Raw genomic sequence first — 18,931 nt, 5'->3', positions numbered from 1 at the left:
CAAAACGCGCACCCCCTACGACGAAGCGACCGCCTGGTCACACCATGCCCACGCCCCTACACCTTGACCTCAAACGACATGGGGTGTCTGACCGCCCGCTGCCACCTCGACAACCAGGGCCGGAAGCCCGCCGCCTGACCGTCTCGCGGTGGCTTCGGCCGCCGCCCACCCCACACCCTCCGCAGGCATCTCTTGGAATTGATCATCTAGCGTGGCGGAGTGGTCAACGGCTGCGTAGACATGGCGGAACTGGACAGCCGCATAGCCGTCTGAGACTCCAAGGACCCCTCACACGGCATTCCCCGGGTTCCGCCTCCGTCTTCACCGCCCCCATCGGGGCCCTGAAGGAACGCAAAGGGCGCCCGGACCGACACACGGCACCGGACGCCCCCCGCGGCGCGAAGGCCTACTCCGTGGTCGCCGCCGCGTCGGCCGCCTGGGCCAGCAGGGCGCGTTCGATGCCCGAGCGGGATTCCGAGACCAGGCGGCGCAGGGCCGCGTTCGGCTGGGCGGAGGCCAGCCAGGCGTCCGTGCGGTCCAGGGTCTCCTGGGACACCTGCACCGCCGGGTACAGGCCGACCGCGATCTGCTGGGCCATCTCGTGCGAACGGGAGTCCCAGACGCTCTTCAGCGCCTCGAAGTACCGCTCCGTGTACGACGCCAGCAGCTCGCGCTGGTCGGTCTGGACGAAGCCGGCGATGACCGCCTCCTGGACGGCGTTCGGCAGCTTGTCGGAGTCCACGACCGACTCCCAGGCCTCCGCCTTGGCCTGCTCGGTGGGGCGGGCGGCACGCGCGGTGGCGGCGTGCCGCTCACCGGCGGCCGTCTTGTCCCGCTCGTACTCGGAGGCGATCTCCGAGCCGCCGAACCGGCCCACGGCCGCCAGCCGCTGCACGAACGCCCAGCGCAGCTCCGTGTCGACGGCCAGGCCCTCGATCGTCTGCGTGCCGTCAAGGAGCGCGTCCAGCAGGTCCAGCTGCTCCGGCATCCGCGCCGTCGCCGCGAACGCGCGCGCCCACGCCAGCTGGTGGTCGCTGCCCGCCTCGGCGGCGCGCAGGTGGGCCAGCGTGGCCTCGGTCCAGCGGGTGAGCAGCGCCTCGCGGGCGGTCGGGGCGGCGTACTGGTCGATTGCCAGCTTCACCTGGCGGTGCAGCGACTGCACGACACCGATGTCGGATTCCTTGCCGATGCCGGACAGGACCAGAGAGAGGTAGTCCCGGGTGGCCAGCTCCGCGTCCCGGGTCATGTCCCAGGCCGACGCCCAGCACAGGGCGCGCGGCAGCGACTCGGTGAAGTCGCCCAGGTGCTCGGTGACGACGGCCAGCGACTGCTCGTCCAGGCGGACCTTCGCGTACGACAGGTCGTCGTCGTTCAGCAGCAGCACCGCCGGGCGGTATTTGCCCACCAGCTGCGGTACGTCCGTCAGCTCGCCGTCCACGTCCAGCTCCACGCGCTCGCCGCGCACCAGCTTGCCGACCGCGTCGAGGTCGTAGGCGCCGACCGCGATGCGGTGCGGGCGCAGGGTTGGCTCTCCCTTGGCGCCGGCCGGCAGCGCCGGGGCCTCCTGGCGGATGGCGAAGGACGTGATGACACCCGCCCCGTCCGTCTCGATCTCCGGGCGCAGCACGTTGATGCCGGCCGTCTCCAGCCACGCCTTCGACCAGGTCTTCAGGTCCCGCCCGGAGGTCTCCTCCAGCGCGCCCAGCAGGTCGGACAGGCGCGTGCTGCCGAACGCGTGCCGCTTGAAGTACGCCTGCACGCCCCGGAAGAACGCGTCCTGACCGACGTACGCGACGAGCTGCTTGAGCACGCTCGCGCCCTTGGCGTACGTGATGCCGTCGAAGTTGACGAGCACGTCGTCCAGGTCGCTGATGTCCGCCATGATCGGGTGCGTGGACGGCAGCTGGTCCTGCCGGTACGCCCAGGTCTTCATCTGGTTGGCGAATGTCGTCCACGAGTGCGGCCACTTGGAGCCGGGCGCGTCCGCCTGGCAGGCGGCCTCGGCGTAGGTGGCGAACGACTCGTTCAGCCACAGGTCGTTCCACCACTCCATGGTGACCAGGTCGCCGAACCACATGTGCGCCAGCTCGTGCAGGATCGTCGCCGCCCGCACCTCGTACGCGGCGTCCGTCACCTTCGAACGGAACACGTACTGGTCCCGGATGGTCACCGCGCCCGCGTTCTCCATCGCGCCCGCGTTGAACTCCGGCACGAAGAGCTGGTCGTACTTCTTGAAGGGGTACTGGTAGTCGAACTTCTCCTGGAACCACTCGAAGCCCTGCCGGGTCACCTCGAAGATCGCGTCCGAGTCGAGGTGCTCGGCCAGCGAGGGCCGGCAGTAGATGCCCAGCGGGACGGACTGGCCGTCCTTCTCGTACACGCTGTGCACGGAGTGGTACGGGCCGACGATCAGCGCCGTGATGTACGACGAGATGCGCGGGGTCGGCTCGAAGACCCAGACGCTGTCCTTGGGCTCGGGCGTCGGCGAGTTGGAGATGACCGTCCAGCCCTCGGGCGCCTTCACGGTGAACTGGAACGTCGCCTTCAGGTCCGGCTGCTCGAAGCTCGCGAAGACCCGGCGCGCGTCCGGCACCTCGAACTGGGTGTACAGGTACGCCTGGTCGTCCACCGGGTCGACGAACCGGTGCAGGCCCTCGCCGGTGTTGGTGTACGCGCAGTCGGCGGCCACGCGCAGGATGTTGCGCCCCGGCAGCAGCCCCGGCAGGGCGACGCGGGAGTCCTGGAACACCTCGTCGGCGTCGAGGGAGTCGCCGTTCAGCGTCACCTCGTGGACCGTCGGCGCGACCAGGTCGATGAAGGACTCGCCGCCGCCCTCCGCGACGTCGAAGCGCACCGTGGTCACGGACCGGTAGGTGCCGCCCTCCTGCGCGCCGGTGAGGTCGAGATCGATCTCGTACGAGTCAACGCTCAGCAGCGTCGCCCGCTGCCGCGCCTCTTCGCGAGTCAGGTTTGTGCCAGGCACGCGGTCATCTCCTCGTTATGTGTCGGTTGCGCCATCCTTCCACGGGGCCCGCGCGGAACGCGATGTCCATTTCCCGCCGGTGGGCGGGCCGGGCGGGCGCGAACGTGGGGCCATGCAGCACTACACCGCACACCCCATCGCCCCGGCCACCCTGAAGGAACTGCGCGCCACCGACGACGCGGGCCGCACCCCCGGCCCGTTCACCGACACCGAGGGCGGCGCACCCCTGCGCTGCTGCCTGCGCCGCAGCACGCCGGGGGAGTGCATCGCCCTCGTCTCCTACGCCCCGCTGCGCCGCTGGGCGGCTCGCACCGGCGCCGACCCGGGCGCGTACGACGAGCAGGGGCCGGTCTTCATCCACGCCGAGGAGTGCGCGGGACCGGACGGGAAGGGTCTCGCCTTCACCAACGCCCATCGCACGGTGCGCCGCTACTCGGCACAGGGACGCATCCTCGGCGGACGGCTGGTCGGCGGCTCCGGCGGCGGGGCCGACGCGTTCGGTCCCGCCCTCCAGAACGCGTTCGACGACCCGGCCGTGGAGTTCGTCCACGTCCGGGCCGTCGAGTACGGCTGCTTCCTCTACGAGGTCCGCAGGGGCGGGCCGGGTCTCAGCGCTTGAGCTCCGCCGCCACCAGCTCCGCGATCTGCACCGCGTTCAGGGCCGCGCCCTTGCGCAGGTTGTCGTTGGAGACGAACAGGGCGAGGCCGTTCTCCACGGTCTCGTCCTGACGGATGCGGCCCACGTACGACGGGTCCTGCCCGGCCGCCTCCAGCGGGGTCGGCACCTCGGTGAGCGCGACGCCGGGGGCGCCGGCCAGCAGCTCCTTGGCGCGCGCCACGCTGAGCGGGCGGGCGAAGCGGGCGTTGATCTGCAGGGAGTGGCCGCTGAAGACGGGCACCCGCACGCAGGTGCCGGAGACCTTCAGCTCCGGGATCTCCAGGATCTTGCGGGACTCGTTGCGGAGCTTCTGCTCCTCGTCCGTCTCGTGCAGGCCGTCGTCGACGATGGACCCGGCCAGCGGCAGCACGTTGTACGCGATCGGCGCCACGTACTTGTCGGGCTTCGGGAACTCCACCGCGCGGCCGTCGTGCGTGAGCTTCGGGGCGTCCGCGCCGGCCTTCTGGACCTGCTCGAACAGCTCGTCCACGCCGGCCAGGCCGGAGCCGGAGACCGCCTGGTAGGTGGCGACGACGAGGGCTTCGAGGCCCGCCTCCGCGTGCAGCGGACGCAGCACCGGCATCGCGGCCATCGTGGTGCAGTTCGGGTTGGCGATGATGCCCTTGGGGCGGTCCGTGATCGCGTGCGGGTTCACCTCGGACACCACCAGCGGGACCTCGGGGTCGCGGCGCCAGGAGGAGGAGTTGTCGATCACGACGGGGCCCTGCGAGGCGACCTTCTCGGCCAGCGCCTTGGAGGTGGCGCCGCCCGCGGAGAACAGCACGATGTCCAGACCGGAGTAGTCGGCGGTGGTCGCGTCCTCCACCGTCACGCCGTCCAGCTCCTTGCCCGCGCTGCGCGCCGAGGCGAACAGGCGCAGCTCGGTGACCGGAAAGTCGCGCTCCGTGAGGATCCTGCGCATGACCGTGCCCACCTGGCCGGTGGCTCCGACGATTCCGATCCTCACGGTGACTCCTTCTCCGTTTGTGCGCGTGTCTTCACGCGCACTTTGCTTGGCCGAGACTTTTCCATCATGGGGCGAAGCCCGGCCCGCCTGTCCAATCCTTTGCCCCGGGTGCCCGCACCCTGGGACGCGGCGGCTCCGGTGCGCCCCTGCCCATCCCTTCCCACCCCACACGACGATGTGACGTACGCCTCGCGCGACTGACCGGCCGGCCGGGCGAACGTTTCGGACCGCTGCGGCGTCATAGGGGAGACGCGAGGACAGGGCCCAGGGGGAGGGGTGGCAGTGCTGCGCAGGAAGGCCCGCCGCGGGCACGGGGACGCCGGACGCGACGATCCCCTGGACGCGGCCCAGGAACGCCGGGTGCGGGCGGTGCTCGCGCTCGGCGGGGTGCCGCAGGCGGACCTGCCGGACGGGGTGCAGCAGGTCCGCCTGCGGTTGCTGGAGCGGACGGCGAGCGGCCGGGAGGCGCCGCGCGACGTGTCGGCGTGGGCGGCGGTCGTCGCCTCCAACCTGGCGATGGACTGGCACCGCGCCCGGCGCCGCCAGGACCGGCTCGGGGAGCGACTGGCCGCGCTCCGCCAGGCGGACCATCCCTCGGGGGAGGACACCAGCGTGCTCTCCCTCGCCGTCGCCCAGGGCCTGGACGAGCTGCCCGACGCCCAGCGCCAGGTTCTCGTCCTGCGGTTCTTCGCGGACCTCCCGGTGCGCGGCATCGCGGAGGAGCTGGGCATCCCCGAGGGCACGGTCAAGAGCAGGCTGCACACGGCGGTACGGGCACTGCGGGCCCGCCTGCACGAGGACGAGGTGGTGTGAGATGGCCGCCGAGCACCCCGGTGGGGACGACGCGCTGATGGCTGCGATCACGGGCGAGCCGCTGCCGCCCGGCGCAGGCGCGGACGCGGACGGCGCGTACCGGTCCGCGACGGCCGACGTGGCGCTGCTGCGGGAACAGCTGGGGATCATCGGGCGGTCGCTGAGCGAGCCGCTCCCCGAGCCGCTCCCCGAGCCCGAGGTCTCCGCAGTGGTCCCCGCCCCCCGCCGCCCCCGGCGCCGGCCGCTCACCCTCGCCCTCGCGGTGGCCTGCGCGGGCACCGTGGTGATGGGCCTCGGCTGGCTGGTGGTGCAGGGCGGGAGCGGCGGCTCCGAGGACGCGGCCGGCAAGGCCGCGGCGAGCGACGAGCGGGCGGACTCCGCCGGGTCCGGCGCAGCCTTCGGCAGCCCTCACTACCTCGCCTGCGCCCGACTGGTGGCCGAGGGCACGGTGACCCGCGCCGAACCCGTGCCGGGCACCGGCCGGCACCGGATCACCCTGGACGTGACCCGCACCTACAAGCCGGAGCCGGGCGAACGGCCGGAGCCGGAGCCGGACGGTGAGCCGATCACCTTCGAGCTGGACGACACCACAGCCCGGCTCGCCGCGGGCGATCAGGCGCTGATCGGCATCCCTCCGCACGGGGACACGCCGGACGCCGTGATCACCGGCCGCCGGGCCATCGCCGCCGAACGCGCCTGGATCACCGCGTCCCTCGCCGAGTCCCGCACCCTCACCTGCGACTGACCGCCGGATACGGCAAAGGGCGGGCGCCCAACAGAGCGCCCGCCCTCCCGGTGTCGCACCGGACTACGGCACGACCTTCCCGATCCGCACGCTGCCGAGACCCGCTGCCGTGCCGTGGGCGTTCACCAGCTGGACCCGGCCGAAGAACTCACGGCCCTCCGGCGCGGCGGCCAGTGCCGTCACGCTGCCGGAGACCGTCGCCGAGTCGCCCGTGCCGAGCTTCACCGGCGCCGAGCCGTCCACGCCGACCGAGCCGAGGGTGGCGGCGAAGTACACGTCCCGGTAGTCGTACTCCGTGCTGCCCGACGGCACCCCGTAGCCGACCACCTCGACGGTGTACGCACCGGCGGTCGGCTTCCGCACGGAGACCGACTCCTCCGAGTCGCCGTCGGCGGACTGGCCGACGACCTTGCCGTCCTTGTCGTAGACGGTCAGGTCCAGGTCGGAGGCCGCGTCGGAGACGCCCCCGATGGCCACGTCGAGCGACTCCGCGCCCTCGGGCACCTCGACCGTGGAGGTCTTCGTCTCACCCTGCTTGATCGAGGGGCGGGACGTCTCGGACGAGCCGAGCGGACCGCCGACCAGCTTGCCCTCCATCGGGGCGTACCGGTTCGTCACCTTCCAGGAGACGGCGGCCGGCGTGCCGACCTTCGCCTCGGGCACGGTCACGGTCTCCGGGTCGAAGACGGCGCCGAGGACGTTGACGTCCAGCTTGTAGGGGTTGTCCAGCAGCGGCGAGGTGCGCCGCGACTCGACCTCGATCTCCCAGACGCCGGGCTGCGGGTCGGCGTACGCGCGCACGTCGGGCCGGCAGCCGTTGCCGTCGAGGTAGTTGTTGTAGCAGTACGGCGTGGAGGTGGTGTCGACCGGGACGCCGTACGGGTGGATGGCGATGAACCGGGTCTGGCTCTTGTCCTTCAGCCCGCTCATCGCCACCTCCAGCGCCTTCGCGCCCTCGGGGACGGTCACGAAGTACGACTCGGTGCTGTTGCGCTGCACGGAGTTCTTCGCGGAGAAGTCGTACTTCAGCGGGGTCGAGGCCACGACCGTGGTCAGGACCTGCTTGTCGACGCCCTCGGTGCGCGGGTCGTCGACCTCCAGGATCGCGCTCTTGAGGCCCCCGGACCGGGGCCGCGCCTCGACCTTGACGGTCACCGGCTCGTTCAGCGGCAGCCGCACCTCGTCCGGACCGACGATCCGGAAGGTGCGGCCGGTGTTGTTCTCGAAGTCCAGCTCGTGCCGGACCGCCCGGTCGGCGCCGGACGTACGGGTGAGCGTGATCTCGTACGTCTTCCGCTCGCCCGCCTTCAGGCCGCCCTCGCGGTCGTAGAGGCCGGTGCCCTTGCCCGGGGTCTTCAGGAACTGGTCGATCGCGGTGTCGACCGGGGCCTGGACGGTGTACTCGTGGGCGGTGGCGCCCTTGCGGATCGCGCGCCAGGCGTCGGGGATGTTGATCAGGCCCGCGCCCTCCTCGTACGCCTGCACGCCCTTGATGTGGTCGGCGGTCGAGGTGAGCGCCGTGCGCAGCTTCGCCGGGGTGAGGTCGACGTCCGCCTGCTTGGCGGCCGACAGCAGCAGCGCGGAGGCGCCGGCGGCCTGCGGGGAGGCCATCGAGGTGCCCTGGAGCATGCCGTAGCCGGCCGGCAGGTCGTAGCCCGCCTCCGGGACCGGGGCGCCGGGCATCCAGGTCTGGATGGAGTTGACCGCGGCGCCGGGCGCGGTGAGCGTCGGCGTGAAGCCGCCGTCCTCACGCGGGCCGCGCGAGGAGAACGGCATCATCGCGTACTTCTTCTGCACCGCGGAGCCGTAGTTGGCGGCCCAGGTCTCGCGGGAGATGGACGCGCCGACCGAGATCACCTTGCCGGCCAGCGACGGGTCGCCGATGGTGTTGGCGCCGGGGCCGGAGTTGCCCGCGGAGATCACCAGCTGGACGCCGTAGGTGTCGATGAGCCGCGTGTACAGCTCGGCGCGCGCGTTGTTGCCGTCGTTGAGCGCGGGCAGGCCGCCGATCGACATGTTGACGATGTCGACGCCGCGGTTGACGACGAGGTCGATCATGCCCTCGGTGAGCGCGACGTTGGTGCAGCCGCCGCTCCAGGTACAGGCGCGGGAGGAGACGATCTTCGCGCCCGGCGCGGCACCGTCCATCCGGCCGCCGAACAGGCCGTTGGCGGCGGCGAGTCCGGCCACGTGCGAGCCGTGCGAGCCCTCGATGACACCGATGTTGACGAAGTCGGCCTTGGCGCCGGAGGAGTTGTGGACGACGTCCTTGCGGATCTCGATGACGAACGGCTGGCGCTCGGCCACGTCCGTCTTCGGGTCGTCGGTGCCGAAGTACCCGACCTGGAAGCCGTCCTTGTAGGGCTTCATCGGGGTGTCGTCGGCGAAGTCGTTGTTGCCGTTCAGGTCGACGCGGACCGTGCCGGCCTCGGCGTCGTACAGGACGCCCCAGGAGTCGGTGGTGTCGCCGTCGCGGTTGGCGTCGCCGGCCGCGTCACCGCCGGTGGTGTAGGACTCCAGGAAGCTGCTGACCTGGTAGGAGCCCGCCGGTGCCGTCCAGGTCTTCCCGCCGTAGGTGAAGGTCGGCCCGGACACGGAGGTGGTCATCGGGCGCCAGGTGCGGTCGCCGTCGACGACCGGGTCGGTGGCGGTGACCCAGTCGACGATCTTGCGCTCGCCGGTGGTGGTCTTCCGCAGTGCCGGGTGCCCGAGGTCGACGCCCGAGTCCAGGATGCCGATGGTGACGCCGCGGCCGTCCGCCTTCGGGTACTTCTCCACGAAGTCGACGGCGCCCGTCTCGAAGGACGGGTTGTACGGGTTCTCGGCCGGGGTGCGGCGGTTCGGCGCCGGGTAGGAACGGCCCTTGTGGTGCGCGGCGCCCTTCGCCCGGTCCGCGCTCGGCGTCGGGTCGTCCAGCGGGATCTCCTCGCGCAGGTCGATGCCGTGCACGGAGGAGAGCTTCGCTGCGGCGGCGATGGCCGAGTCCGCCTTGGCGGTGGGGACGGTGGCGCGGACGTAGCCCAGCTCGTCGTAGGTCCGGCCGACGGTGCCGCCGGGGACCGCGTCCAGCTCCTTCGCCACCCGCTCGGTCCCGCCCGGCGCGGTGGCGACCATCATCGTGACGTTCTTCTCGCCGTCCGCCTTAGCCTCGGCGAGCCGGTCCGCGTCGTCGGAACCGAGCTTGTCGTGCGCGGACTTGACGGAGGCGTCGGCGGGGGGAGCGGCCGCCGGGCCGTCGGCGGCGAGGGCCGCGGGCACGGGCCCGGCCGCGGCGAGCGCGGCCACGAGGCCCGCGGCCACGGCGATGCGGGCCGCGCGTCTCGCGCCCGGTATCGGTTCGCGCTGGGGGGAGTGGGTCATCGGCATCCCTTGTAGGTAAAGGAACGTGCGTGAACGACCGGAGCCGATCGGTCCCGGCCGCGACAGTCCGGAATTCGATCCCGGACGACCGCTCAGCTTTACGCAAGGGTTCACTGTTTGGGGAGAGTTGTCCGGGACGGGAAGGAGTCATGGCGTACTTCCGCCATACGCCATCCGGGACACAAGGGGCGGGCCATGACAATCCCGTGAGGAGGGGCCGCCGGGCGTCGTGCCCCGCGGCCCCTCCTCTCCCCTCCTGGTGACCGCCCCGTCGTCACTACTGGGGCAGCACCACGACATACGCGGCGGGTTCCCGGTCCCCCGCCGCCATCAACGCAGTACGGACGACGGTCGCCTGGTGTTCAAGCGAGTCCCGCAGTTTGCGCGGGGTGAGGTGCACGACCGTAATACCCAGCCGCTCCAAGTGCTCCCGCTTGCGCGCATGTTCCGCCCAGGCCGCGTCGTCCTCCTGCTGCCGGTGCGCGCGGGTGTCCAGCTCCAGCGCCACCGCCTGCTCCGGCCAGAAGGCGTCCACGCCGCCGAGGTGGGGGCCGCCGGGCATGCGCAGGTCGACGTTCCAGACCGGCTCGGGCAGGCCGTGCTCGCGCACCATCCGGTACAGCCGCTGTTCGGCCAGCGCCCGCCCCTCGGCGACCAGCGAGTCCACGGCGTCCACCACGTGCGGCCGGCTCAGCAGCCGCGCCCGGTTCAGCTCCCGTACCACCGCGGCCGGTTCGCAGTGTCCGCCGCGCACCGCCTCGGTCAGCAGCCGCCGCACGGCCTCGGCGTCCGTCAGCTCCGCCACCGCGTCGGCCAGCGCCCGCGCCACCGGCGCCACCGGCACCCCGGCGACCTCCTCGGCGGCGGGCAGCGCGGCCGTGCGGACGATGCGCGCGCACCCCGTCGTCCGCAGCCGGCGCAGCCGCGGCACCAGCACCTCGATGACGTCCAGGGACGGTAGTGGGGGAGTGGCGGAGAACCCGTGCAGCGTCAGCGCGGCCAGCCCCGTGATCATCGCCTCCGCGTAGGCGGGGACGGGAGGGTGCTCGCCGCCCGGCTGGACCGGCACGGCGGCGGTGACGCCCGGGACCGTGCCGGACGTGCGCTCCCGCGCGGCGTAGAGGAGCACCGCGTGCAGGCGCTCGTCGCCGGTCGGGGGCCCCGGGTGGAGCAGGACGACGTTCGGGAGCAGTTGCCGCCAGGGCCCGCCGGGGCGGCACTGTTCGTTGGTCTCGGCGGCGGAGACGCCGTGCGCCCGGAGCTGGGCGGCCGTCATCAGCCGGCGCCGGCCGTGCGCCAGTTCGTGCAGGGGGCGGGGGGAGAGCGGGGTGTTGTGCGTCATGACCGGGGGTTTCCCGCGCCCGATGCGTCCCTTAACCCCTGTTACACGCTCATCGCCGAACCAGGACAAGCCCGCCCTAAAGGACGGGTGTTCGGATGCCGAAAACCCCTGGTCCGCCGAGGTGCGGCCCAGGGGTTACGGCTGCTGTTGACTGAATTCCGTAACGATGACGCAGCGCCAAATCATTGGCCAAAGATCGTCGTCGTCCGGGACACGTTCGGCCTAGCGGGCCGCCGCCCCGTCACAGGCCTGCCCCCGCAGCGCCCGCGCCAGGTCGTCCCGCGCCTCGAGGACAAGCCGCCGCAGCGCCGGCGCCGCGTCCTCGTGTGCCGACAGCCACGCGTCCGTCGCGTCCAGCGTGTCCTGGGAATCCATCAGGGACGGGAACAGGCCCCGGACCACGTCCATCCCGATCTGGATGGACCGCTCGGCCCACACCCGCTCGATCACCGCGAAGTACTTCTCCGTGTACGGCGCGAGCAACTCCCGCTGCGAGGACCGCTCGAACCCCGCGATCGTCGCCTCCACCAGGGCGTTGGACAGCGTGTCGGACTCCACGACCTGCGCCCAGGCCTGCGCCTTCACCGCCGCCGACGGGCGGGCCGCCAGGCAGCGCACCTGGTGGCGCTTGCCGGAGGCCGTGTCGTCGCGGGCCAGCTCGGCGGCCAGCACCGCCTCGTCCGCCACACCGTGCGCCGCGAGCGGGGCGAGGAACGCCCAGCGCAGCTCCTGGTCCACGTCGAGGCCATCGATCTTCTCGGTGCCGTCCAGCAGCCCGCGCAGCAGCTCCAGTTCGGCCTCGTCGGACGCCACCGCCGCGAAGAACCGCGCCCACGCGAGCTGCTGCTCGCCGCCCGGCGCCGCCTCCCGCAGCTCCCGCAGCGCGCCCTCGCCGAGCAGCCGGCCGCCGGTCTCCCGCCACTCGGGCGCCGCGTAGTGCACCAGCGCCGACTCGGCCCAGGCGTGCAGCATCTGGAGCACGCCGATGTCCGACTCGCGCCCCGCGAACCGCAGTACAAGACCGATGAAGTCCCGGGCCGGCAGCAGCGCGTCCCGCGTCATGTTCCACAGCGCCGACCAGCACAGGGCGCGGGCCAGCGGGTCCGTCAGCGAGCCCAGGTGCTCGCGCAGCGTCGCCAGCGAGGTGTCGTCGAAGCGGGTCTTGCAGTACGTCAGGTCGTCGTCGTTGACGAGGACCAGCTCGGGCGCCTCGGCGCCGACCAGCTCCGCGACGACCGTGCGCGGCCCGTCGACGTCCACCTCGGCGCGCGCGTACCGCTCCAGAGCCCCACCGTCCGTGCGCCGGTACAGGCCCACCGCCACCCGGTGCGGGCGCAGTTCGGGGTGGGATTCGGGCGCCTCCTGCACGACGGCCAGCTCGTCGACGGTGCCCGCCTCGCTCAGCAGCACCTGCGGGGTCAGCGAGTTGACGCCCGCCGTCTGGAGCCAGGAGCGCGCCCAGGCCGCCATGTCCCGTCCGCTGGTCTCCTCCAGCACCGACAGCAGGTCGCCGAGGCGGGTGTTGCCGTACGCGTGCCGCTTGAAGTAGCGCCGCGCGCCCTCCAGGAACGCGTCCTGGCCGACGTACGCCACCAGTTGCTTCAGCGCGGAGGCGCCCTTGGCATAGGTGATGCCGTCGAAGTTGAGCTTGGCGTCCTCCAGGTCACGGATGTCGGCCGTGACCGGGTGGGTGGACGGCAGCTGGTCGGCGCGGTAGGCCCAGGCCTTGCGGCGGTTGGCGAAGGTGATCCAGGCGTCCTTGAAGCGGGTCGCGCCGACGTTCGCGAACGCGCCCATGAAGTCGGCGAAGGACTCCTTCAGCCACAGGTCGTCCCACCACTCCATGGTGACGAGGTCGCCGAACCACATGTGCGCCATCTCGTGCAGGATCGTGTTGGCGCGGCCCTCGTACGACGCCCGCGTCACCCGCCCGCGGAACACGTACTCCTCCCGGAAGGTGACCAGGCCCGGGTTCTCCATCGCGCCCAGGTTGTACTCCGGCACGAACGCCTGGTCGTACTTCCCGAAGGGGTACGGGTAGTCGAAGTGGTCGTGGAAGAAGTCCAGGCCCTGCTTGGTGATCAGGAAGACGTCGTCGGCGTCGAAGTGCGGCGCCAGGCCCTTGCGGCACAGGGCGCCGAGCGGGATCTCCAGCCGCGTGCCGTCCTCGAAGGTCCGCTCGTAGGAGTCCGTGACGTAGTGGTACGGGCCCGCGACGACACACGTGATGTACGTCGAGACCGGCTTCGTCTCCGCGAACCGCCACACCCCGTCGACGCGCTCTCCGGCGCCGTTGCTCCACACCGTCCACTCCTCGGGCGCCCGCACCTCGAAGCGGAACGGTGCCTTCAGGTCCGGCTGCTCGAAGTTGGCGAAGACCCGGCGGGAGTCGGCCGGCTCGTACTGGGTGTACAGGTACACCTCGCCGTCCTCGGGGTCGACGAAGCGGTGCAGGCCCTCACCGGTGCGGGAGTAGGCGCACTGGGCGTCGACGACCAGTTCGTTGTCGGCGGCCAGGTCCTCCAGGGCGATCCGGGAGCCGTCGAAGACCTCGCTCGGGTCGAGGTCGCGGCCGTTGAGGGAGACGGCGGTGACGCTCGGGGCGGCCAGGTCGGCGAAGCTGCTCGCGCCGGGTTCGTTGCAGCGGAAACGGACCGTGGTGACGGAACGGAAGGTGCGGGGCCCCTCGCCCTGCGCGTCACCGACGGCCGAGCGCACGTCGAGGGACACCTCGTACCCGTCGACGGAGAGCAGGGCGGCCCGCTCCCGGGCCTCGTCGCGGGACAGATTCTCACCGGGCACGGGTGGCACTCCTCGGGTGGTGTTCAGCATGCGGACAGCACCGATCCTGCCATGTGCCCCTGACGCGCGGCAGCCGGGAATGGGCGGGGTGCCCGGCCGTGTTGCCCGTACAAAAGCCTGCTCGTGCGCCTCATGAGGAGAGACATGTCGGACAAGACTCCCGTCGACTTCTGGTTCGACCCCCTGTGCCCCTGGGCATGGATGACCTCGCGCTGGGTCCTGGAGGTGGAGAAGGTCCGGGACATCAAGGTCCGCTGGCACCTGATGAGCCTCGCCGTGCTCAATGAGGACAAGCTCGACGAGCTGCCCGACGAATACCGCGAGATGCTGGAGGTCAAGGCCTGGGGCCCGGTCCGCGTGGTCATCGCGGCCCAGGAGGAGCACGGCGCCGAGGTGCTCGGCGATCTCTACACCGCGCTCGGCACCCGCATCCACAACCAGGAGGAGGGCCCGGGCCGCGAGACGGTCGCCGCCGCCCTGAAGGACGTCGGCCTGCCCGAGTCCCTCATGGACCACTGGGACTCCACGCCCTACGAGCCCCAGCTGCGCGCCTCCCACAAGGAGGGCATCGACAAGGTCGGCCAGGAGGTCGGCACCCCGGTCATCGCCGTCCCCGGCGCGGACGGCGGCCAGCTCGCCTTCTTCGGCCCGGTCGTCACCCCGGCCCCCAAGGGCGAGGAGGCCGCCAGGCTGTGGGACGGCACCCTCGCGGTGGCCTCGGTCCCGGGCTTCTACGAGATCAAGCGCACCCGCACCAAGGGCCCGGACTTCAGCAACCTGTAGGCCGGAAGGAGTCCGGCAGATCGAACCCGGACCTCCAGTTGAAGTAGGACTGCACCCGCACGCAGCCCTCGCGCGCACAGCGCCGGTAGGTGCCCAGGTCGGCCCTGGGCACCCGCGCGTGGGTGAGTGCGTACGCCCGCTCGGCGTCGTCGAGCGGGCGGAAGTCCTGGTCCGTGTCCCCGCAGTTGGGGCACCGCCTGTTCGGAAGACCCATGCCGGACACTGTGGCCCGGAACCACTCCCACCGGGAAGCCTCCGCCCGGCTGCGGTCATCTGTTCCCGTCGGCTGCCCTCCCGTAGGAGCATGGGCTCACCCACTCACTGGAGGCGAGCCCCACCCCATGACGGAGATCGACACCTCGGTGCCGCACTCGGCCCGGATCTGGAACTACTGGCTGGGCGGCAAGGACAACTACCCCGTGGACGAGGCGGCCGGCGACGCCTACACGGCCGTCTTCCCCGGCATCGTCACCATCGCCCGCAGCAGCCGTGCCTTCCTCGGCCGCGCCATCCGGTACCTGGTCCTGGAGGCGGGGGTGCGCCAGTTCCTGGACGTCGGCACCGGGCTGCCGACCGTCGACAACACCCACGAGGTCGCCCAGCGGCACGCCCCCGGGGCGCGGATCGTCTACGTCGACAACGACCCGCTGGTCCTCGCGCACGCCCGCGCCCTGCTCACCTCCACCCCCGAGGGCGTCACCGCCTACGAGGACATCAGCCTCTTCGAGCCGGAGCGCATCCTGGAGGCGGCCGGACACAGCCTCGACCTGACCCGCCCCACCGCCCTCATCCTCAGCGGCATCCTCGGCCACGTCGACGGCCACGACCGGGCCCGCGACCTGGTCCGCCGCCTGATGGCGGGCCTGCCCGCCGGCAGCCACCTGTGCGTCAACGACGGCTCGCGCGGCACCGACCCGGCCTACGAGGCGGCCCAGGACGGCTACAACGAGACCGGCGCGGTCCCCTACTTCCTGCGTCCCGTCGAGCAGATCGAGGCCTACTTCGACGGCCTCGACCTGGTCGACCCGGGCGTGGTGTCGGTCCCGCTGTGGCGCCCGGACCCCGCCCCGGACGGCACGGTCCCGCAGCCGATCGGCCAGCACGGCGGGCTCGCCCGCAAGCCCTGAGCCAGAAGGCGCTGAGACAGAAGGCGCTGAGACAGAAGCCGCACACAGAAAGCCCCCGCGAGTCATGTCTTCGCGGGGGCTTCCCTCATTCCGCCTGCCGCCGTGAAGGGTGAGAAGACGATCACGAGGCAGGACGACTCGGGGAGTCGGGCGGCGTCAGGGCGCCAGCAGCAGCACGTTCGTGCGGGCCTTGGCGGCCTCGAAACGCCTGGCCACGTCCTGCCAGTTGACGACGGCCCACATGGCGTCGATGAAGTCGACCTTCTGGTTCTTGTACTGGAGGTAGAAGGCGTGCTCCCAGGCGTCGAAGACCAGGACCGGGGTGGAGCCCTGGCCGACGTTGCCCTGGTGGTCGTAGACCTGCTCGACGATGAGACGGCCGCTCAGCGGCTCGTACGCCAGCACGCCCCAGCCGGAGCCCTGGGTCGTCGCGGCGGCCTTGGTGAGCTGTGCCTTGAAACCGGCGAAGGAACCGAAGGACTCGGCGATCGCGTCGGCCAGCCCGCCCACGCCGTCCTTGTCCAGGGGCTCGCCGCCGCCGTCACCGGTCATGTTGTGCCAGTAGATGGAGTGCAGGATGTGGCCGGAGAGGTGGAAGGCCAGGTTCTTCTCCAGGCCGTTGACCGACCCCCACGACTCCTTGTCGCGCGCCTCGGCGAGCTGCTCCAGCGTGTCGTTGGCGCCCTTCACGTAGGCCGCGTGGTGCTTGTCGTGGTGCAGCTCGATGATCTCGGGGCTGATCACGGGGGCCAGCGCGGAGTAGTCGTACGGCAGTTCAGGAAGCGTGTAGACGGACATGGCGGATCCCCTCCGAGCTGCTTATTGCAAAAGACTTGCAAGTGCACGCTAGCAGCAGAACACGGCGAGAGCGCGGACGGGCGGGCCGAACGGGCACGAAAGAGCCCCCGCACGCATCCGTGCGGGGGCTCTCGGAGATGTCGAGCGGTGGGCTACACGCGGGCCCGCCGCCGCTGCCAGGCGTAGCCGACGGCCGCCAGGACCAGCGTCATCGCGCCCGTCGAGTACAGCTGCACCCGGGTGTCCGGCTCGCGGGCCATCAGGACGAAGATCGCGGCCATGCCCGCCAGCGCCACCCACGTCAGCCACGGGAAGCCCCACATGCGCACGACCAGCTTCTCGGGTGTTTCCCGCTCCAGGCGGCGGCGCAGCCGCAGCTGGGCGACGGCGATGAAGATCCAGACGACCAGGATGACCGCGCCGATCATGTTCAGCAGCCAGGAGAAGATGTCGTCCGGCCGCCAGTAGCTGAGCAGGACGCAGCCGAAGCCGAAGAGGGAGGAGACCAGCACCGCGATCCGCGGCACCCCGCCCGACACCCGGCCCAGCGCCTTCGGGCCCTGGCCGCGCTCGACCAGCGAGTAGCCGATGCGCGAGGCGCCGTAGATGTTGGCGTTCATCGCGCTCAGCAGCGCGACCAGCACGACGACGTTCATGAGCTGGCCGGCGCCCGGGATGCCCAGCTGGTCGAGGGCGGCGACGTACGGGCCCTTCTCGACCACCTCGGGGGAGTCCCAGGGGACCAGGGTGACGATGACCGCCATCGAGCCGATGTAGAAGAGCGCGATCCGCCACATCGCCGTCCGTACGGCGCTCGCCACGCCCTTGACCGGGTTCTCCGACTCGGCGGCCGCGATGGTCACCGTCTCCAGGCCGCCGTAGGCGAAGACCGAGGCGAGCAGGCCGATGATCAGGCCGTTGCCGCCGTTCGGCAGGAAGTCGCTCAGGTGCGAGGTGCCGGGGGCGTCGGTGCCCGGCAGGACGCCGACGATCGCCAGCACGCCCAGCACCAGGAACAGCGAGATCGCGCCGACCTTGAGGGCGGCGAACCAGAACTCGAACTCGCCGAAGTTCTTCACCGCGGCCAGGTTCGTCCCGCAGAACACCACCATGAACAGCGCCACCCACGCCCACTCGGGCGTGCCCGGCAGCCAGCCGTGCACGATCTGCGCCGCGCCGATGCCCTCCAGGCCGACGGCCGTGCACAGCAGCACCCAGAACGCCCAGCCCGCGGTGAACCCGGCCCAGGGACCGATCGCCCGTTCGGCGTGCGCGGAGAAGGAGCCCGAGGAGGGGTACGCGGCGGACATCTCGCCCAGCATCCGCATCACCAGCATCACGAGGAGGCCGGAGAGGGTGTAGGCGACGACGATCGAGGGTCCGGCGGCGGCGATACCGGCCCCGGAGCCGACGAACAGCCCGGCGCCGATCACGCCACCGAGGGCGATCATCGACAGATGGCGCTGCTTGAGGCCGTGGGAGAGGGCGGCGTCGTCCGACCGGGGCGGCGTCTCGGTGGTGGTGCTGTTGGACATGGAGAGGCTCGTCCAATGCGTGGGGGGAGGGGCAGGGCAAAAACGCCCACAGTCTCCGGGCTCGCGCCGGTGGGCGACAGCGGCTGTCCACGATACGGACGATGCCGATACGGAACGTGATCATCCGAATACGGGACTCCACTTTTCCGTGACGCCCGCCTCATCCACTCCGTGACCGGTGTCACCCGCGAGCGCGTGTAACCCGCGCGTTTGTCGGGAGCCCACCAAGCCGCCGATCGAGCCTTTGTCGAGCGCTGCTGGTGATCGGCCCCGGCCCGCTGGGATAGCGTCGCGCTGTCCCGACATGTCCACACCACCGCGGAGTCCCCATGAGCACCGCCGCCGTCCCCACCGCCGCCCGTTCCGGGCAGGTCCTCGCCGACCTCATCCCCTCCTCCCGCGTCCGGGACGTAGCGCTCGTGGCCGGCGGCGCCGTGCTCACCGGCGTCGCCGCCCAGATCGCGGTACCCGTGCCCGGCTCCCCGGTGCCGGTGACCGGCCAGACCTTCGCGGCGCTGCTCGTCGGCACCGCGCTCGGCGCGCGCCGCGGCCTGCTCTCGCTCGCGCTCTACGCGCTGGTCGGCATGGCCGGCATGCCGTGGTTCGCGGAGGGCGGCTCCGGCACCGCGGCCCCGTCCCTCGGCTACGTCTTCGGCATGCTGCTCGCCGCCACGGTGGTCGGCGCCCTGGCCCGACGCGGCGCCGACCGCTCCGTGCTGCGCATGGCCGGCACGATGCTGCTCGGCGAGGCGATCATCTACGCCGTCGGCGTGCCGTACCTGGCCCTGGCCGCGGACATGTCCCTCACCGCCGCGATCGCGGCCGGCCTCACCCCGTTCCTGATCGGCGACGCGCTGAAGGCCGCCCTGGCGATGGGCGTTCTGCCCACCGCGTGGAAGCTGGTCGGCAAGCGGTAGGACCGTGGTAGCGCACGAAATATACGGGGCTAGGGCTGGAGTATGGGCCCGGCTCGAGAAAGGGTGTTGGGGGGGGTGTCGGGCCGGGTAGCCAGACTCAG

Annotated in this window: 14 protein-coding genes; 6 read left to right on the top strand and 8 right to left on the bottom strand. The window is 71.7% G+C overall.

The window, feature by feature from the left end:
- Positions 1-406 precede the first annotated feature (406 nt).
- A complete protein-coding gene (pepN, locus tag ACFWR9_RS40595; RefSeq protein ID WP_383852088.1) occupies positions 407-2,983 on the bottom strand; it encodes an aminopeptidase N in 2,577 nt (858 codons plus the stop codon).
- A gap of 112 nt (positions 2,984-3,095) precedes the next feature.
- On the opposite strand from pepN (ACFWR9_RS40595), the gene ACFWR9_RS40590 reads away from it, so the two are divergent.
- On the top strand, positions 3,096-3,602 hold the full coding sequence (locus tag ACFWR9_RS40590) for a DUF1203 domain-containing protein (protein ID WP_383852085.1): 507 nt from the start codon (positions 3,096-3,098) through the stop codon (positions 3,600-3,602).
- Here ACFWR9_RS40590 and ACFWR9_RS40585 read toward each other — a convergent pair.
- Positions 3,592-4,608, bottom strand: a complete 1,017-nt coding sequence (locus ACFWR9_RS40585; RefSeq protein ID WP_383852083.1) for an aspartate-semialdehyde dehydrogenase — start codon at positions 4,606-4,608, stop codon at positions 3,592-3,594. The genes ACFWR9_RS40590 and ACFWR9_RS40585 overlap by 11 nt on opposite strands.
- A 276-nt stretch (positions 4,609-4,884) precedes the next feature.
- On the opposite strand from ACFWR9_RS40585, the gene ACFWR9_RS40580 reads away from it, so the two are divergent.
- Both ACFWR9_RS40580 and ACFWR9_RS40575 read left to right on the top strand, forming a co-directional pair.
- A complete protein-coding gene (locus ACFWR9_RS40580) occupies positions 4,885-5,421 on the top strand; it encodes a sigma-70 family RNA polymerase sigma factor (RefSeq protein ID WP_383852080.1) in 537 nt (178 codons plus the stop codon).
- A gap of 1 nt (position 5,422) precedes the next feature.
- Positions 5,423-6,166, top strand: coding sequence for a hypothetical protein (locus ACFWR9_RS40575; protein ID WP_383852078.1), 744 nt, complete (start codon positions 5,423-5,425; stop codon positions 6,164-6,166).
- Between the two features lie 63 nt (positions 6,167-6,229).
- On the opposite strand, the gene ACFWR9_RS40570 is transcribed toward ACFWR9_RS40575, so the two are convergent.
- From ACFWR9_RS40570 to pepN (ACFWR9_RS40560), 3 genes are all read right to left on the bottom strand, one after another.
- A complete protein-coding gene (locus tag ACFWR9_RS40570; RefSeq protein WP_383852075.1) occupies positions 6,230-9,526 on the bottom strand; it encodes a S8 family serine peptidase in 3,297 nt (1,098 codons plus the stop codon).
- A 277-nt stretch (positions 9,527-9,803) separates the two neighbouring features.
- Entirely contained in the window at positions 9,804-10,868 is a 1,065-nt protein-coding gene (locus ACFWR9_RS40565) for a hypothetical protein (RefSeq protein ID WP_383852072.1), read from the bottom strand.
- Between the two features lie 222 nt (positions 10,869-11,090).
- The gene (gene pepN, locus ACFWR9_RS40560; protein ID WP_383852069.1) at positions 11,091-13,670 is read right to left on the bottom strand and encodes an aminopeptidase N; all 2,580 of its coding nucleotides are present in this window, start codon (positions 13,668-13,670) and stop codon (positions 11,091-11,093) included.
- A 144-nt stretch (positions 13,671-13,814) separates the two neighbouring features.
- Here pepN (ACFWR9_RS40560) and ACFWR9_RS40555 point away from each other — a divergent pair, with 144 nt between their 5' ends.
- Positions 13,815-14,453 (top strand): DsbA family protein, encoded by a 639-nt coding sequence (locus tag ACFWR9_RS40555; RefSeq protein ID WP_383852067.1) that lies wholly within the window; start codon positions 13,815-13,817, stop codon positions 14,451-14,453.
- Here ACFWR9_RS40555 and ACFWR9_RS40550 read toward each other — a convergent pair.
- The gene (locus tag ACFWR9_RS40550) at positions 14,440-14,667 is read right to left on the bottom strand and encodes a hypothetical protein (RefSeq protein WP_383852064.1); all 228 of its coding nucleotides are present in this window, start codon (positions 14,665-14,667) and stop codon (positions 14,440-14,442) included. The two genes, ACFWR9_RS40555 and ACFWR9_RS40550, sit on opposite strands and share 14 nt — an antisense overlap.
- Before the next feature lie 127 nt (positions 14,668-14,794).
- On the opposite strand from ACFWR9_RS40550, the gene ACFWR9_RS40545 reads away from it, so the two are divergent.
- The gene (locus ACFWR9_RS40545) at positions 14,795-15,580 is read left to right on the top strand and encodes an SAM-dependent methyltransferase (RefSeq protein ID WP_383852061.1); all 786 of its coding nucleotides are present in this window, start codon (positions 14,795-14,797) and stop codon (positions 15,578-15,580) included.
- Positions 15,581-15,736: 156 nt separating this feature from the next.
- Here ACFWR9_RS40545 and ACFWR9_RS40540 read toward each other — a convergent pair whose 3' ends face one another.
- Both ACFWR9_RS40540 and ACFWR9_RS40535 read right to left on the bottom strand, forming a co-directional pair.
- Positions 15,737-16,378, bottom strand: a complete 642-nt coding sequence (locus ACFWR9_RS40540) for a superoxide dismutase (RefSeq protein ID WP_383852058.1) — start codon at positions 16,376-16,378, stop codon at positions 15,737-15,739.
- A gap of 152 nt (positions 16,379-16,530) precedes the next feature.
- Positions 16,531-17,913, bottom strand: coding sequence for an amino acid permease (locus tag ACFWR9_RS40535; RefSeq protein ID WP_383852055.1), 1,383 nt, complete (start codon positions 17,911-17,913; stop codon positions 16,531-16,533).
- 329 nt (positions 17,914-18,242) lie between these two features.
- Between ACFWR9_RS40535 and ACFWR9_RS40530 the strand changes: the two genes are divergently transcribed.
- Positions 18,243-18,830 carry a biotin transporter BioY gene (locus ACFWR9_RS40530; protein WP_383852052.1) on the top strand — a complete coding sequence of 196 codons (588 nt, stop codon included), beginning with the start codon at positions 18,243-18,245 and terminating at the stop codon, positions 18,828-18,830.
- Positions 18,831-18,931: the final 101 nt, after the last annotated feature.

This window comes from Streptomyces sp. NPDC058534 (assembly GCF_042717365.1).
In the GTDB taxonomy this organism is placed as follows: Bacteria; Actinomycetota; Actinomycetes; order Streptomycetales; family Streptomycetaceae; genus Streptomyces.
The sequence above is the reverse complement of the archived record's forward strand: the minus strand, read 5'-3'. Positions and strand labels throughout refer to the sequence as shown.

What these genes read in the sequence shown, in the direction of transcription:
- ACFWR9_RS40535 (WP_383852055.1), bottom strand. Translation starts at nt 17,913, where the DNA reads ATGTCCAACAGCACCACCACCGAGACGCCGCCCCGGTCGGACGACGCC.
- ACFWR9_RS40540 (WP_383852058.1), bottom strand. Translation starts at nt 16,378, where the DNA reads ATGTCCGTCTACACGCTTCCTGAACTGCCGTACGACTACTCCGCGCTG.
- ACFWR9_RS40570 (WP_383852075.1), bottom strand. Translation starts at nt 9,526, where the DNA reads ATGACCCACTCCCCCCAGCGCGAACCGATACCGGGCGCGAGACGCGCG.
- ACFWR9_RS40545 (WP_383852061.1), top strand. Translation starts at nt 14,795, where the DNA reads ATGACGGAGATCGACACCTCGGTGCCGCACTCGGCCCGGATCTGGAAC.
- ACFWR9_RS40565 (WP_383852072.1), bottom strand. Translation starts at nt 10,868, where the DNA reads ATGACGCACAACACCCCGCTCTCCCCCCGCCCCCTGCACGAACTGGCG.
- ACFWR9_RS40555 (WP_383852067.1), top strand. Translation starts at nt 13,815, where the DNA reads ATGTCGGACAAGACTCCCGTCGACTTCTGGTTCGACCCCCTGTGCCCC.
- ACFWR9_RS40530 (WP_383852052.1), top strand. Translation starts at nt 18,243, where the DNA reads ATGAGCACCGCCGCCGTCCCCACCGCCGCCCGTTCCGGGCAGGTCCTC.
- ACFWR9_RS40550 (WP_383852064.1), bottom strand. Translation starts at nt 14,667, where the DNA reads ATGGGTCTTCCGAACAGGCGGTGCCCCAACTGCGGGGACACGGACCAG.
- ACFWR9_RS40590 (WP_383852085.1), top strand. Translation starts at nt 3,096, where the DNA reads ATGCAGCACTACACCGCACACCCCATCGCCCCGGCCACCCTGAAGGAA.
- ACFWR9_RS40575 (WP_383852078.1), top strand. Translation starts at nt 5,423, where the DNA reads ATGGCCGCCGAGCACCCCGGTGGGGACGACGCGCTGATGGCTGCGATC.